This is a genomic window from Thermosulfurimonas dismutans (genome assembly GCF_001652585.1).
Lineage (GTDB): Bacteria > Desulfobacterota > Thermodesulfobacteria > Thermodesulfobacteriales > Thermodesulfobacteriaceae > Thermosulfurimonas > Thermosulfurimonas dismutans.
Genome location: NZ_LWLG01000021.1, coordinates 1 through 14,617 on the forward strand (window position 1 = coordinate 1; position 14,617 = coordinate 14,617).

13 protein-coding genes and 1 pseudogene are annotated in these 14,617 nt (G+C 50.7%); 1 reads left to right on the forward strand and 13 read right to left on the reverse strand.

The genetic code is table 11. The annotated features are described in order from the left end of the window. Positions 1-232: transposase (locus tag TDIS_RS09925; protein ID WP_161939517.1), on the forward strand; the 232-nt coding region annotated here is incomplete at its 5' end. 96 nt (positions 233-328) lie between these two features. On the opposite strand, the pseudogene TDIS_RS09930 reads toward TDIS_RS09925, so the two are convergent. The 13 genes and pseudogenes from TDIS_RS09930 to TDIS_RS09990 all read right to left on the reverse strand — a co-directional run. Continuing rightward, a pseudogene (locus TDIS_RS09930) lies at positions 329-988 on the reverse strand (IS3 family transposase); the annotation flags it as partial. A gap of 245 nt (positions 989-1,233) precedes the next feature. Beyond that, positions 1,234-2,880: a clostripain-related cysteine peptidase gene (locus TDIS_RS09935; RefSeq protein WP_068671738.1), complete on the reverse strand. Its 1,647-nt coding sequence runs from the start codon at positions 2,878-2,880 to the stop codon at positions 1,234-1,236. Positions 2,881-3,008: 128 nt separating this feature from the next. Beyond that, positions 3,009-7,103, reverse strand: coding sequence for a dockerin type I repeat-containing protein (locus tag TDIS_RS09940; protein ID WP_068671739.1), 4,095 nt, complete (start codon positions 7,101-7,103; stop codon positions 3,009-3,011). Between the two features lie 103 nt (positions 7,104-7,206). Then, the gene (locus TDIS_RS09945; protein ID WP_068671740.1) at positions 7,207-7,752 is read right to left on the reverse strand and encodes a hypothetical protein; all 546 of its coding nucleotides are present in this window, start codon (positions 7,750-7,752) and stop codon (positions 7,207-7,209) included. Beyond that, positions 7,749-9,608, reverse strand: coding sequence for a type II secretion system secretin GspD (gene gspD / locus TDIS_RS09950; RefSeq protein ID WP_068671741.1), 1,860 nt, complete (start codon positions 9,606-9,608; stop codon positions 7,749-7,751). Before gspD ends, TDIS_RS09945 begins: the two co-directional genes overlap by 4 nt. Further along, positions 9,605-10,408, reverse strand: a complete 804-nt coding sequence (locus TDIS_RS09955) for a PDZ domain-containing protein (RefSeq protein ID WP_068671742.1) — start codon at positions 10,406-10,408, stop codon at positions 9,605-9,607. The genes gspD and TDIS_RS09955 overlap by 4 nt, the downstream gene beginning before the upstream one ends. Next, the gene (locus TDIS_RS09960; protein ID WP_068671743.1) at positions 10,408-11,265 is read right to left on the reverse strand and encodes a type II secretion system minor pseudopilin; all 858 of its coding nucleotides are present in this window, start codon (positions 11,263-11,265) and stop codon (positions 10,408-10,410) included. Before TDIS_RS09960 ends, TDIS_RS09955 begins: the two co-directional genes overlap by 1 nt. Beyond that, positions 11,262-11,822, reverse strand: a complete 561-nt coding sequence (locus TDIS_RS09965) for a prepilin-type N-terminal cleavage/methylation domain-containing protein (RefSeq protein WP_084271071.1) — start codon at positions 11,820-11,822, stop codon at positions 11,262-11,264. Before TDIS_RS09965 ends, TDIS_RS09960 begins: the two co-directional genes overlap by 4 nt. Continuing rightward, positions 11,785-12,078: a prepilin-type N-terminal cleavage/methylation domain-containing protein gene (locus tag TDIS_RS09970; RefSeq protein WP_068671745.1), complete on the reverse strand. Its 294-nt coding sequence runs from the start codon at positions 12,076-12,078 to the stop codon at positions 11,785-11,787. The genes TDIS_RS09965 and TDIS_RS09970 overlap by 38 nt, the downstream gene beginning before the upstream one ends. Next, on the reverse strand, positions 12,075-12,485 hold the full coding sequence (locus TDIS_RS09975) for a hypothetical protein (RefSeq protein WP_068671746.1): 411 nt from the start codon (positions 12,483-12,485) through the stop codon (positions 12,075-12,077). The genes TDIS_RS09970 and TDIS_RS09975 overlap by 4 nt, the downstream gene beginning before the upstream one ends. Then, on the reverse strand, positions 12,472-13,575 hold the full coding sequence (locus tag TDIS_RS09980) for a hypothetical protein (protein WP_068671747.1): 1,104 nt from the start codon (positions 13,573-13,575) through the stop codon (positions 12,472-12,474). The genes TDIS_RS09975 and TDIS_RS09980 overlap by 14 nt, the downstream gene beginning before the upstream one ends. Before the next feature lie 5 nt (positions 13,576-13,580). Next, positions 13,581-14,012 carry a type II secretion system major pseudopilin GspG gene (gene gspG, locus TDIS_RS09985; protein WP_068671748.1) on the reverse strand — a complete coding sequence of 144 codons (432 nt, stop codon included), beginning with the start codon at positions 14,010-14,012 and terminating at the stop codon, positions 13,581-13,583. After that, the gene (locus TDIS_RS09990; protein ID WP_153303831.1) at positions 13,993-14,598 is read right to left on the reverse strand and encodes a hypothetical protein; all 606 of its coding nucleotides are present in this window, start codon (positions 14,596-14,598) and stop codon (positions 13,993-13,995) included. The genes gspG and TDIS_RS09990 overlap by 20 nt, the downstream gene beginning before the upstream one ends. Positions 14,599-14,617 lie beyond the last annotated feature (19 nt).

A 14,617-nucleotide genomic window follows, 5' to 3' on the forward strand; every position in this document is an offset into this window, starting at 1 on the left:
GAGGTATCCGGTTGAAATAAGGCGGGTAATGTATACCACGAACATCATAGAGAGCGTAAACAGCAAATTTCGGAAGGCAACAGCGGGCAGGAGGGTTTTTCCGACAGAGGAGTCTCTGCTTAAGTGTCTATACATGGCGGCCATGGAGCTTGAGAGGAAATGGCGCCGCCCTATTAAGGATTGGCCTTCAATTTACGCCCAGCTCTCAATTTTATTTGAGGATAGGCTATAATGGGATTTACACAGAAGGGTGGACAGTCCCCCCACAAATTGAGGTGATGCCTCATGCCGCTAGTCTCTCCTAAACCTCTGGCAAATTTCCTCCAAAATAGACCTCATCTGGAGTCCTCCCACCTAACCCAAAATGCGGCCTCTCCCGATTGTACCTCTCGATCCAGCGCCCTATCGCCTCCCGAGCTTCTTTCCCGCCCTCAAATTCCAGCAGATATACGCACTCGTATTTCAGCGACCTCCAAAAACGCTCCACTATCCGGTTGTCTTGCCTTCGCCCTCGACCGTCCATGGAAATGGCGACCCCTGCCTCCTCTAAAACTTCCAGAAACTCTCCACTCGTGTATTGACTCCCTTGATCCGTGTTGAATATCTCCGGCTTCCCATACCCCTCCAACGCCTCCTCCAGCACCTTCCGACAAAATCCAGCCTCCATCGTGTTCGATAGCCCCCACGAAAGTACCTTCCGACTGTACCAGTCTAGCACTACCACCAGATAGAAATAGCCTCCTCTTACGGGAATGTACGTGATGTCCGAACACCATACCTCATTGGGCCTCTCTACTTTCCGATCCCTCAGCAAGTAAGGGTAAATCCGGTGATCCTTTGCTTTTTGGCTGGTCCTTTTGGGCCTGGGATGAAATACCTTGAGCCCCATAAGCCGCATCAAGCGCTGCACCCTCTTGCGGTTCACCCTGTACCCTTCTTGCCTCAAAGCCTCCGCCATCCGTCGGCTCCCATAGTAAGGCTCCTTCTGCTTTCGAAATTGCTCTTTTCTTCTCCTCCTGTCTCAACTCTTCCTGTAGATTCCGGCTAAAAAATCGCGTTCCACCACGGCCTTGAATTCCGGAGAATACCTCTTAGGCTTTTTCCTGGACATTGGACCCCTCCTTTGTCTAATTTTTTCACCTTACCACGCTGTCCAAATTTCGGGGTCCAATTCTGTATGTCCTGAAACCGTTGATACAAGCGGATTCTACCACGGTGGGTGTCAAAGTTGGATTAGAGATTCGGGGAGATCGTATCCAGGAGATCATCCCAGGCGGTGGCGTTGCTCCAGGCAAGAGCCCGATAAAGTGAAATATAGGAAGTATAGTCCGGGGCATGAGGGAGCCAGATGCTAAGACCATGGGCATCCTTCACCCCGTCTCCGGTGTTTGCATTGGCAATTATCGCAGAGTCCAGAATGGACATAAGTTGAGAAGCCGCGTCTCTTACAGAAGAGGGAAAGCCCGGATCGTTCGCCAGGAGCTGAGCCAGGTGATAAAGGTCCACATAGTTATCAATAGTGCGATCTATAAAAGTATCGTTGTTATCGTCGAAGTACTGGACCTGCGCGAGGATCTGGTTACGAAAATGGTCAAACAGGGTAGCGTTTGAGGAAAAAACGCTTAAAAGCTCACGGGCCAGAACGTCGGTGGCGTTGGCTATGATATCCATTAGTGAAAGATCTATAGCGGATTGAGTGGCCAAGCTACTGGAGGAATAATTTAAATAATAATTAATAAAACGACCCACGATTACGCGCGCAAGCTCCGAAGATCCCATGGTGGCGTTTTCAGATAGCGCCTGGAGGATATGATCGTAGGGCCAGCCCACCACCCACTCGAAGTTCTCTGAACCTACCATGTAGCTGGCCAACCCTCGGATCTCGTAAGCCACCTCGGCCATGGCCATGAGGCAGGCGTCCATTCCCACGAGATCTATAGGACGACCGAGGAAATCCCTGATTTGCGAAAGGGCATCCGCAAGCCGGGGAAGGCTCATAGAGGAATCGTAGTCGGGATTGTCGTCCCAGAGGAGATTCCGGGTAACGGAATAACCGCGAGCTTTGAAGCCCCCTCCGTGATTCCAGAGAACGAGGAGATAATGATCAGCGGGAAAATGTTCAAAAACCCAGCGGGCAAAGTTTACCAAGGTGTCCACCCGGCTCATATCTACTTCTCCGAGATCTTCAAGCTCCACTGCTTCGCCGGATTCCACAAAATAGCGTTTGGCCGGTCCGTAATAAGTGTCGGCCTGAGCCACCACGTTCACTTCCGGACTGGAGCCTACGGAGGCCATCTCGGAAAGATCGCTATCCACATAGGTTCCCAGACTATTATCTCCACCCATGTAGACCATGACTGTCCAGCGGGATTTAAGTTTTAGATAAGGAGAGGTGCCAGTGAAGGTGTCGTTGTCAAGGGAAGTGGCCAGATCTCCTTCTCCGACTCCGGAGGGAGAGGCCCTTAGGACCAGGTAGTAGGCCCCGCCAAGGGCTTCCTTTAATTGTTGGTAAGCTGTATCATCAGGGGTGATCTCAAGAGTGTAATTTCCCTGCGAAGTGGTTACTTCGGAAAGGAGGACAGAGTCGGAAGGAAACTCGGTGCCGTTAAGCGAAGCATAAAAAGGGACAAGGTAAATCTGCATGTGATAAGAAAAGCCCGGTGGATCCGTGGAGACCTCCCAGTGAATGGTAAGGTTGTCCGAGGTCGAGGCCCTCGAACCGGAAAACCTGACAAGGGTTCCAGAGAAACTGGAGCTAAAACTAAAAGATCTTATCTCAACCCTTACCCAGGAAGGATCCCCACCCCCTCCGCCTCCTCCGCAGGCGGATAGCAGACAAATTAAAAAGAACACGAAAAAAATTTTCAGATAACCACGCATTTTGCCTTGTGAAGCTTTATTCTTAAAATCCAAGCAAGACAATTTTTTCAAGAAATTTGGGAGACATCATCAAATTGAGGAGGGGGATTTCTCCCCCTCCTCTTGGACTTTCTCCAAACATTCAAGTTTTATCTCAGCGGTTTGAACCAGCCTTCACGCTGCCAGGGTTTGAGAATCTGTCTTCTAGAGAGAGACGAACGCCGCGATCGAGTATTGTCCCACCACAAATCCCTGCTATAACTTATACCCTTCTTATCAAGCGTCCAAAGGGTCCCCTGAAGAGCGGACTGCACCCAGTCCTGAAGATCGGTCACATCGGGATAAGCGTTGAGCATCAGGGTTTCATAAGAGTGCCCAGAAGTACCCGAAGTGTTCTGATACTGATTGTACATCTGATTCACCTGAGAGACATAAGAATAAACCGGCTGCGGCAGTATTTGCGACCAATCAGGACTCCAGCTTCCAGAAGAAGGCACACCATAACCGGACACATCAATGTCCACATCATATTCCGTAACGCTACGGGTCACGGGATCAAAGATCCTAATTTCTCTCTCCCAAACATAATTCATCTCATTCACCTCGGAGAGCCCGGGTCCCGAGAATGAGAAGCTGCCCCAGCCGGAGGAGGTGAGATCTACATTGAGCATCTGTCGATTAAAGTCAAGCGTGCTCGGCATGGCATTGAAGGACAGATCGGCGTAGTAATTCCGTTCCTCCAAAACTGGATTGCTCGAAAAGTTTTCCCCCGAGAACAAAGTTACTTTAATGGGAGTTCCAAAGGGTATGTCCACTGTAAACAGAGTACCGTTCCCAATATCATAAGTTGGAAGATGCCAATTTACGCCTTTATAAACTGTCCAAAACATCACCCAACTACCGCTTGTAGAGTTGATTAAGCTAACCTGCTTGGGAGGCTGAAAGGAATTATAATCCACAGTCACATTATCGCTCGACTGATCCAATAGCCAGAGATAATTATAGTTATTATCGTAGAAGAGTAATGTATAGTTTCCGTCGTTTTGGAGATCCCATTCATAAAGATCGAGTATTCCATTAGCCATCGTATTTGTACCATTATTCCACCAATAATCTATTGTCTCCCCGCTAACTACCTGCAAACCCGTCATTCCTGAAGATACATTCTTAACCTGCCAGGTTACGGTCTTCAGCGAAGTCGAAGGCGTAAAACCAGTTGCCCACCACCCGCAATAGATCCCCGTATCCGGCGTCGCATCAGCATAACCGTGACTGAAGAACTCCACAGTGGTGAGGTCGTAATCTCCGGGCGGCACGGTAAGAACCATCTGGACATCCACCTTCACATTCTTTCTCGATTCCTTGAGCTGGAGTTTTCCGTCACCGTTCGCATCGGCGCAAGCCAGTTTGAGGTTGTAAAGCTCGGTCTTGTCCAGGTAGCCATCCTGATTAATATCTCCAGAAGCTGCAGTGCAATTGGAGCCAGGATAAAATTGTTCGATTATGGCCTGGATGCAGGCCACGGGGAGAGTCCCATTCAGGGCTTCCTCGCAGGTAGATTTACAGAGCCCAGCGTTAGTGAGATACGCAACTCTTTCAGCCGCGCGTGCAAAAAGCATATCCGGCGAGACCACCAGATCCGGGGTCAAAGCCACGGAGATGGGCACCGGGGAGGTTACGCCCGCGAAGGTGACCACCCCGCTTGCGTCGGTCTGGCGGACCTCCACTGGGGCCAGGGTCTTCGGATCGTGACGGGTGACATAAAGGCCTTCAAGGCCAGTGCGAATGATGATTCTGTCAGTTATTCCTTGAGAACTTGCCGTCACCGTCCATTCACGAGAAATCACGTGTCCCTGCCCGTCATCCACTTCAAGTTTCATGTAGTAAATTCCAGCAGTCTGGAAGGTGTGAGTCATAGTGGTTCCTTGCCCTATCGCCTGATAAGTCCCATCGGGATCGTTCTTGAGATACCAGCGATATGAAAGTAGATCGCCGTCCGGATCCCAGACATAGGCCGTATAACTTGCAGAAGAACCGGCGGTTACCAAAGTGGGACCCAACACGGAATAAATCTGAGGAGGACGATTATCTACAAAAACCATTACTGTAGTTTCAGCACTTGCGCTCTTCCCCGCGGCGTCCCTCACCGTAGCCCTGAAAGTAAGGTTGGTTCCCGAAGCCACCCCCTGGAACAGCCATTCACAGTACCCAGGACCACACTGGTTCACCGTCCCGTTAACAGGGGAACCGTTGATCACAGCCTCTGCAAGGCTCAAAGACTCACCCTCTGGATCCCAGGCCGAGACCCAGAAGCTCACCGTGTTCCCTTCGCGAACACTGTAAGCAGAAGGCCACACCGACACCATAGGAGGATTATTTACATAGGTTAGCATTACCCCGGCCTCAGAACCGTTATCATAATCCTCCTGATAATTCTTTGTCCCGTCCACTCTGACTGCCTGAGATAAAGTGCTCCCCAGAGAGGTCATGACGTCATAAAGGACGTTACTTCTGGCCTCGAGCACCACTTCTCCCGTAGCATTGGTGAAACCAGTATTCCAGAAGTAGGAACCGTCAGAACCGTATCCCATAATCTCTACCAGTTCTCCCTCCATAGGATTTCCGTTTTCGTCTTGAACTTCTACCCTTATACGGGCATCTAGAATTTGGCGTGGATAAGTTACCCGCAGTTCAAAATCACATCCCGTAGTACCGGAAACAGTAACATTAGCAGATATGGCAGACCTCCCAAAACCAGAAGATCCCCAGTAGCCATAAAAAAAGGCATAATTGGCATTCACGTAATTCGGAGTATTGGCCTCCAGAGGTGTCAACACCACTACCCTGGCTATACCATTGAGATCGGTATAGCCCCGATCAGAATAACCCTCGCGTTCATTACGTCCCTGAACCTCAATTTCTACTCCGCTAACTGGCTTACCCCCGGGATCTTTCATCCAAATGCAAACTGTGCGCGGCTGAGCAAAAATTACATAGTCCAGATTGCACCAGGAATAAAAACTAGAAGAACAGAATTTCACATGATAAGAATGCACCGGATCAAGGACAGCATTATCCTCTACCGCGGTACCATTGGCATAATAAAGATCACCCTCTCCGAGATAACGCCAACGTCCATCTATATACGCCCATACCGGAACCTGATATCCTGAAAGCCCAGGCTGATCATCCCGGAGCACACCGATTTGATCCGGGGGTACCTGAAGAACGTATTCATATCCGTTACAGGTTCCCGCCTGACGGGTAGCGTTTACCGAGGGAAGATTAAGAATGTTACCACTTTCGTCTTCCAATGAAATATATGCAAAAGCTACCGATTGAAGACGCTGTTCTTCAGAACCGGACCTTCCCGACGGATACCCCTGCCCCACAAAATCACCCGGAAAAGCTTCTGTCTGATTACCATTGAAGTAACCGAGCTCAGCAATAATGGTCCCGTTTAATGGAATATTCGCTCCCAGAGCTACCTGAAAAGCCACGTTACTCATATCCTGAGTAGCCCTTGTGCCAGCTCCCGCAAAAGCTTTGCCGTCCTTCGTAAGCCCGAAAAACACCCTTCCTCCCGCAGCCCTGGTAAGCTGGATCTGAGAGGACGTGACACGAATCTTAGAGACCGGCTTGAGCTTCGGAGAAAGATTGACCGAGATACCATTTTTAAAATCAATCACCTTCTCCCAGGGAGCAAACCCTTTGCTTTCTACCCTTACCAAAGCGCGGGTCGTGCTGTTCTCGTTTACTAAAATGGCAAACGAAATGGATTCCGAACCGTTTGCGGACCCCCAGTATACCACCCCATCGTTCATATAATCTCCATCCCCGTTGAGATCTACCAACACCTCCACCAGATAAATTCCAGAAAGACCTTCTGGAGTGACTCGAATCGAAGCTCTTCCTTCAGGCGGAGGACTAACCTGCCAATCAATAAGCGCCAAGGCCTTCCGCAACACTACTAAAGCATCACCAATAGTAATTTGGCCATCAGGTTGCGGCGTACCATCCGGGCTGAGAGGAGCCACGTCAGCGTGACATTTATCTTCTATAGTGGGAGTTTCCAGGGCAAGAGCAAATCGAAGGACTACCAGAGCGTCACCAATATTTATCCTCCCGTCACGATTACCCAGCGGGGCAACGTCGCCATCCGGAACACATAAGGAAAATGATATCCCTGGAGTTATAAAAGCAAGCAACCCTATACATAGGATCAGGACCTTGATCTTCCTCATTCCTCCCCCCCTATTTTTTTCTTTTTCCGTATAAGACGGATTTTTTATCGTTTTAATCAAAAATAATATATAAGTCAATACATAAAACATAATTATAACAAAATCATAGAGCCTGAAACCTCGTTAAAAATTCGATTTTGCGCTTAATATTTAACCGGGGAAAATTGTAGATTAGAGTTCGACCGGAAAAGTTGAGAAGAACGGTAGTGGGACCGGTGGGAGAGCGGAAACCCGAAACACGGAGTTTGCCAAAGAGACCTTCCGAGTGGCGATAGATGAGAGTTCCGGAGATTTTTTCGAAATCCTCGCGGCCGGCGCAGCGGCCTTCAAATTCTTTAAAAACGATCCGTAGATCCTTTAAAGGAAGATAGGAAACTCGCAAGTAGCCCTTCCGGCCGCAAGGGACCTCAAGTTCATACCAGCCGAGCCTAACCTCCGGAAATTCGAAGTGGTAGCCTTTAACCGAAAAGTGAACGCAGAAAAGCCGGGTCTCGAATAATCCTTCCTTTATTCTTTCCGGATAGATCAAAAACCCCAGCTTTTCAAAAAATCGGACGAAAAGGTACCCCCGAGGAAGAAGAGCATAAGTAGCCGTTAAAATCAAAATCAAGAATATAATACCGGTTATGGTCGCCTTTAAAAATCTCAAGAGGATGGCCCCTTCTTTAATAATCGGTGATTGTAATCCATAAGAGCCTTTAGGTCTTCAGAAAGTAGACGATGCTCCTCGGTGATGCGTTTTAACTCCTCGGGATTCGAGATGATATAGGGGGTAATAAAGACAAATAGTGTGGTACGTTCCTCGTTGTGGCTTTGGCGCTTGAAGAAATGTCCGAAAAGAGGCACGGAAGAGAAACCGGGCACGCGGGAAAGACCGCGTGTGCTCTTCCGGGAAACTAAGCCACCTAGAATCACGGTCTGGCCGTTGTCCACGATCACTTCGGAGGAGATTTCGCGCTTCGAGGTTACCGGGGCCACGAAGTCTATGGTGCCCTGCTGTGCCCGGTAAACTTGGGTGACCTCCTGAATGGTCTGATGAATCTCAAGCCGTACGGTGTCCCCAACAATGTGGGGCGTGATGGTGAGATTGAGCCCCACATCTTTATATTCGAAGGAAACCGTGGGAAGCGTGTTGGTCTGATAGGTGATGCCGGTGGTGTAGGGCACGGACTGGCCCACGTTGATCACGGCCTTGCGGTTGTCGAGGGTGAGGATGCGTGGGTTGGAGAGGATGCGGAAGGAGGAATCCTCCTCCGAGAGGGTGAAGAGAAAAAGCAACTCAGGGAAGAAAAAATCCGTTCCCCCCACGGAGACGGTGCGCCCGCTGGTGCTGAGGGCTCCTACGATGAACTTTCCCTGGGCCACGGCGGAGTAAAGGTCGCTTTCCGAAATGCCGCCGAAGGCCGCCCCGCCGTGGCTTCCCAGGATCTGCCACTTAACCCCGAGATCCCGGAGCTTCGAAAGCGAGATCTCCACTACCGTGGTGGCAAGCAACACCTGTTTGCGGCGGACATCAAGCCGCTCCACAAGATTCTTAACCTTCTCGAATTCCGCAGGTGTGGCATAAATTATCAGGGCGTTCGAGGACTTATCCGCGGCTATGCGAAGGCCGGTTCCAGGAAGAGGAGGCTTTTTATTGTCCTTTTGGTCGAGTCTCATTCGCTCCAGGTTAAGTGAACGCAGAACCTTGGCCAGCTCCTCAGCCGAGGAATACTTGAGGCGGAGCACATAGAAGCGCCTCTCCTGGCTTTCCACTGGGACATCCACTTCCTTAAGAAAGGCCTCGATTTCCTCGAAAATTTCCCGATTGCCGTAGACGATAAGGGAGTTGGTGCGGTCGTCCTTTACCATCCTGAAGGTAAGACCCTTCTCGGAAACTAAAGTCTGCACCAGAGGTGAAATGTTCCGGTAAACCCCCTCTACCGGGGCGTAACGGAGCCTAAAGACCCTGACCTCGGGAAGTCCGGGCTGTTTCTCAAGACTGTCCAATAGATTACGAACCCGTGCGAGGTTTACGGCATAGTCCCTCAGAATCAGCACCGACGTTCCGGAAAGTTGTAGCACCAGACCCCGGGGAGAGAGAAGGGGTTTTATCACCTGAGATACTTTTATGGGATTGAGGCGAGAGAGGGCATAGATCAAAATATAGGGTTCGGCACGGGCAGGCGGTTTTTCGCTCATTCGCGGGGTCTCTTCTCGGAGGCGGCGATTCGAAAGGATCTTCACATACCCCTCTTCTTCATAAACCGTGGCCCCTATCAGAGAGAGGGCTTCCGAGATGATGCGCCAGGCGGTCTCCTCATCCACTGGCTTTTTAGAAATGACCGTAATTTTCCCTTTCAGGGTCTCGTCATAAATCACATTTTTACCGAGCTCCTTTGCCAGAAACTGAACCAGGGTCTTTACGTCCACCTGATCAAAGTTGAGATAGACCCCGGATTCAGCTCCGAAAGCGGATACCCCACAGAAAAAGACCAGGATCAATACTAGTAATGCCCCCTTCATTTCACCTCCGCCTTTAAAGTTAAAATTCTATCCCCCCTCCGAATTTTTACCGATAGGGACGGGGCCGTTTTGATGGTCTCAAGGATCCGGAAAGCATCCTCATTCCTCCGCACGGGAATACCGTTTATGGAAAGAATGACGTCTCCGACCCGAAGCCCGGCTTGAGAAAAAATGGAACCTGGAGCTACATACTCTACCAGTACGCCCTCCATCCGCCCTAGACGGAAATAGGGGCGTAGGCGAATTTTGGAAAAGAGAGAACCTATGTCCGCGGTAAGCCTTTCAATCTCCTCTCGCGAAATCACGAAAGGCCTTTCCGAAGAGGTCGAAGGGCTCTCCTTTATGGAGCCGCCCTGAAAGAGTCGCTCCTCGGATTCAAAAAGTTTCCGCACGACCTTGCGATCCTTAAAAACAAGGATTACAAAATCGGGAGCGATCCTCGCTACTCGCCAGCCCTTTACCCTTTCTCCCTCCCTCGCCCAGCGACTTTCCTTTTCCGTCTTCAAGAGAGCAAACCTTACCCCTTTGCCGAAGAAAATGGCCTGAAGCTCCGGAGCCTCAATACTGAAAGCCTCTGGGGACACGGAGGAGGTTTCCTCCGGTGGAAGATAAAAACCGGAAAGAATTCTTTCGAAGTCAAAGGAAGCCCGGGAGGAAGTCTCGTGAGCCCAGGAAGAGAAGCTCTTTTCGGGAAGACGGGGTGTCTCGGTGAGTTTCAATTGAAAGTATCCCAGGGAAAGAAGGGCGACCGCAGAAGAAACGAGGAGCAAAAGGACCAGCACTCTGGCCATAAGGAGCATCAGGAAAACCTCCAGTAAACCACCTTGAGGTCGGACCCCGTCCGCCGAAGGATGGCGTTGAGTTCTCCCTCCACCTCTCCCACCCGGACCTCGATGGTCACCCGAAAATTTTCACTCTTTACCGTAGCCCAAGGGCGCAGGTCATGCAGGATCTCGAAGTCAAAACCCTCGACCAGCACCACATCCTCCACCTTTTTGAGGGCGTGCGTCCGGCGATATTCTACCAGCCTTTTGGCCAGAGTTCTATTAACGCGGGGGCTTAAGGCCATGATGACTTCAGGGGGAGCGGTGTTGAGGTTCACCCGGCCGTTGCTCCACACCGTGGTGAGGGAGGAAAGCCCCGGGTAAAAGATAAAGCCCTCGGCCTTGCCGTAGAAGTCTTGCCGGGAAAGCCCCAAAAAGAGGAGTTCCTCGAGACTATCAAGCGGGGCTTTCTTCGGAGGGTAAGCCCGATCCCAGAACCCCGGCCCTCCGACCCATACCCGGAGAAGTTCCGGGGAAATGGAAGTAATATGAAGCTCCTCGAAGAGCCTTCTTACCACCTTGAATCCCGCCTCGGTGCGTACCAGGTTGAGGTTGAGGTATCGTTCCTCGTCTTCCACCCGGATCCTGATTTCCCCTTCGGAAATGGGGAGCTCGAAGGGATAGGCCCAAAGGTCGCTTAGGGTGTCGTAAGAGGCATTGTCTTCTCTGAAATAAGAAGAAAGGAGTTTTAGAGCCGAAACGGCCTCGTGGTAGACCTGTTGTTTGAGGTAGAACCTGCGAACCATGACCTCGGTCCGGCGAACCGAGAGAAACTCGTCGGAAATTACCCCGGATAAAATCAGAAAAAATCCCAGAACCACGAGAATAATCATTTCAGAACCCAGCCCACCCTCACAGGAACAATTATCCTAGTGTCTTCTAAATCTACTTCGACCTTTTCAGGCACCCCTTGAAACCCTTCGTCTTCCGGCCACCACCTGCCCCCGGAAAAGACCTTGACCCTGAAGTCCTCAAAGGCTCCCAGAGAAACCTCTCCGGTCCCATTGCAGGAAAGAAAATCGCCGTAAGGATAGGGTTTCTCGCAGTAAAACAACTCTTTTCCGCTATAGCGATACCTGACCTGAACCACTCCTCGATAGGTCTCCCCCGAGGAAGTAATGAACCCCAAATAAAGACCGTCTTCCCTTTTTTCGAGACGAAAAGAACGCAGAAGTCCCTCGATCTGGTGGCGCAGGCGGTAGGTAAGAAAGACGCGCTGGTAAAGGCGCTCGGCATCTTTACGGAGGGTAAGGGCTCCCCGCCCCGCGGTACGGAAAACCGTGACCACCGTGCCGAAGATCAGAGAAAGGAGAAGAAGAACTACGAGGATTTCAAGGAGAGTAAACCCCCTATTATTTTCTTTCATAAAGCCGAAAAAAGGCCGTCTCATTTCCTTCCGAAAGCCGATAAATTTCCTCCTGTATCACCAGCTCTTTAACCTTAAAAGTATGCCTTTCCACCTTTACACCCTCCACCGGTTCTCCGGCTAGAAAAAGCTCAAGTTTTGAGACCGCCGAAAATAGTTTTTCGGAACGGATAAAGGAGTGGAAAGCCAGCGTATGGAGGTGGAGAAGCGCGGTATAAGCCACCACCAAAATGACTAAAGCCACGAGGACTTCGATGATAGTAAAGCCCGATTTTTTCACCTTATCACCATCCTGATCCTAAAATTTCCTTCTCCGGAGGGATCTTCGGCATGGAAGGCCTTCACCCGGAGGTCCTGGGAACTCAGCCAAGAAAGAAGACGCGCCATCTCCTTCCAGGAAAGCTCCATCTCTATTTCCACTCCCAAAGAAACATCCCGTATAGTCTCCGGCTTAAACCCCCGAGAGATAAGTTTTTCCTTGAGGGCTTCGGCCGAAATAGGAGCTTTTCTAGGAGGAGCCTCAGTTTTGATAAGATACGCCAAGTATCGAAGTCGGCTCCATTCCGTAAGGAGAACGCTTTCAGCTTTTTTGACTTCCCATATCAGAAACCCGAGGGCAATAACCCCTATCAACATTAAAAGCACCAGAGAGACTAAGGGATGGCCCTTCAGGTTAAGACTTTTCACCGTCGAATTCCAGGGTTACGATTTCGGTGCCCCCGGGAATCTTTTTGACCTCGGTGAGTCTTCCCGGAAGCTCTCCGGCCTTTTCCTCCGGAATCTCCGTCTTGATCTTAAGCTTTCCCTCCTCGAAGGTCAGGGCCATAATTTTGCTTTCTTTCGGAAGACCCTCCAGAGCCTCCTTTAAAAGGCTCTGGAAGTCCGGCCTTTTGGCCTCTTCGATCATGGCCCTGAGCTGTTTAAGAGGGGCCACCACCGGAGTTCCGGGATAGTACTTACGGAAAAGGACCCTTTCCTGGGCCTTTAACTCCCGGTGCATCCTGGGAACCCAGAGTCTCAGACCTCCCCAGAGAAGGAAAGAAAGGACGAGCCCTGCAAGCATGGCCCTGGAAATTCTACGGACCTTTTCGGGATCAACCTCCAGAAAATAGGAGTGGAAAGCCGGAAGATCGCAACCCAGAACCCCCCAGAGGGCGGCCCCGAAAGCACTCACCTTCTCCGGGGAGACCGCGGGAACCCTCTTGGTTTCCCTTCCGGCAAAAAATTTTTCCACCTCCGGAGAGAGGCTTCCTCCTCCGGAAAGCACGAAAGGTCCGGAAGAATCCTCGAAATCAAGCTCCAGGTGACCGTTAAGAAAACACCGAAAACCGGAAAGCCTTCCCTCCCGAACCCTCACCAGGGTCACTTTCCTGCGACCGAAATCAACTATTTCTCCATTCTTTAAACCGGTGGCAAGAAAGGCCCTGGCCAGGGCTACCGGCTCGGCGTCCCAGAAGGCCCCTTTTTCGAGTTTTCCTTCGGGTTCAGCCACCAAAACCCTAGCCCGACCTTTTTCCCACCATAACTTCCAGAGAATCTCTCTGCCTTTTAAAAGAGAAAGTATTTCCTCCTCAAGGTAGCTACGGGCCTCTTCGGGATAGGTTATTTCCTCGGGAAGATTCCTGAGCAGCACTCGATGAGAAGAGATAAGATATATCTTCCGGCCGCGTGAGGATGAAGAAGAAACGAAGCGATAATAGGAGAGCCAAGGAAAAACCAGGAGGGTAACTCTCTTGGTTCCAGAGGCCCCCTGATCTATCCCCGTCTGAAAGATCAAGTTCTTTACTCCCCGCTAGCCAGATTCCAGACCGAGATATCGTCCTCCGTGCCTTCTATTCCATCCGGCCCCAGGGAGAAAAGCTCGTAGGGACGACCGCTTTGGCCCGGTGAAAGGTAAACAAACTCGTTCCCCCAGCCATCCCGGGGAAGCTCGTCGAGATACTGATGCCAGCGCTTGGGGATGGGGGGGACCTCCGGCTTTTCTACCAGGGCGCGAAGCCCCTGTTCCGTAGTGGGATAGAAGCCGTTATCCATGCGAAACTGCTCAAGGGCCCCTTTGAGGGCCTTGAGCTGGATACGGGTGCTTTCCATCCGGGCCTGATCCACTCTACCCACCACTCTAGGAATAACAATTCCGGCAAGGAGCCCCAGAATGATGATCACCACCAGAAGTTCAATAAGCGTAAAACCGGAATCACTTCCTTTCCTTTTCATCCTTCTCCTCCTCGGGAAAGACTACTTTAAGGCGTAAAGGCATACTCTCGTGCCCTGCCCCATCTAGGGCTTTTATATTATAAAGGACTATTCTTTTTTTAAACCCATCCCGATCCCGAAACACATTTTTCTTAACCTTAAAAAACTCCCCCTCCCTTTCCACTATATAACCCACTACATCCCTTGAGGGACTGGGATCCCATACCAGAACCAGCGTATCTCCCTTCAAAAAATACCCTCCCCCCGAGGGGGGTAAAGGAGGCTCTTCATCATTTACCTCGACCTCAAGAGGTGGGGAAAAGGGACCGTAGATATCCGGGCCCAAAATTACGGCCGCCGAAATGAGATAAGTCTTCCCTAAAGAAAGTCCGCGTAAAGAATGAATTCCCGGAGAGATCGGACGAGGATTCAGAAAATCGGGTTTTCCCCCCTTTTCCCAGATAAAAAGGCCAAGTTTGGGAAAAAGACTCAGGACTTTGAGATCCAGAGCGTAGGAATCCATACGAAGGATTTTAAGGTGGGGATAAACCGGAGGAACCGACCTCACGCAGAGACGCCTTGACTTTCCTCCCCAAAGCACCTTCACGCACTTTCCCTCCGGCTTA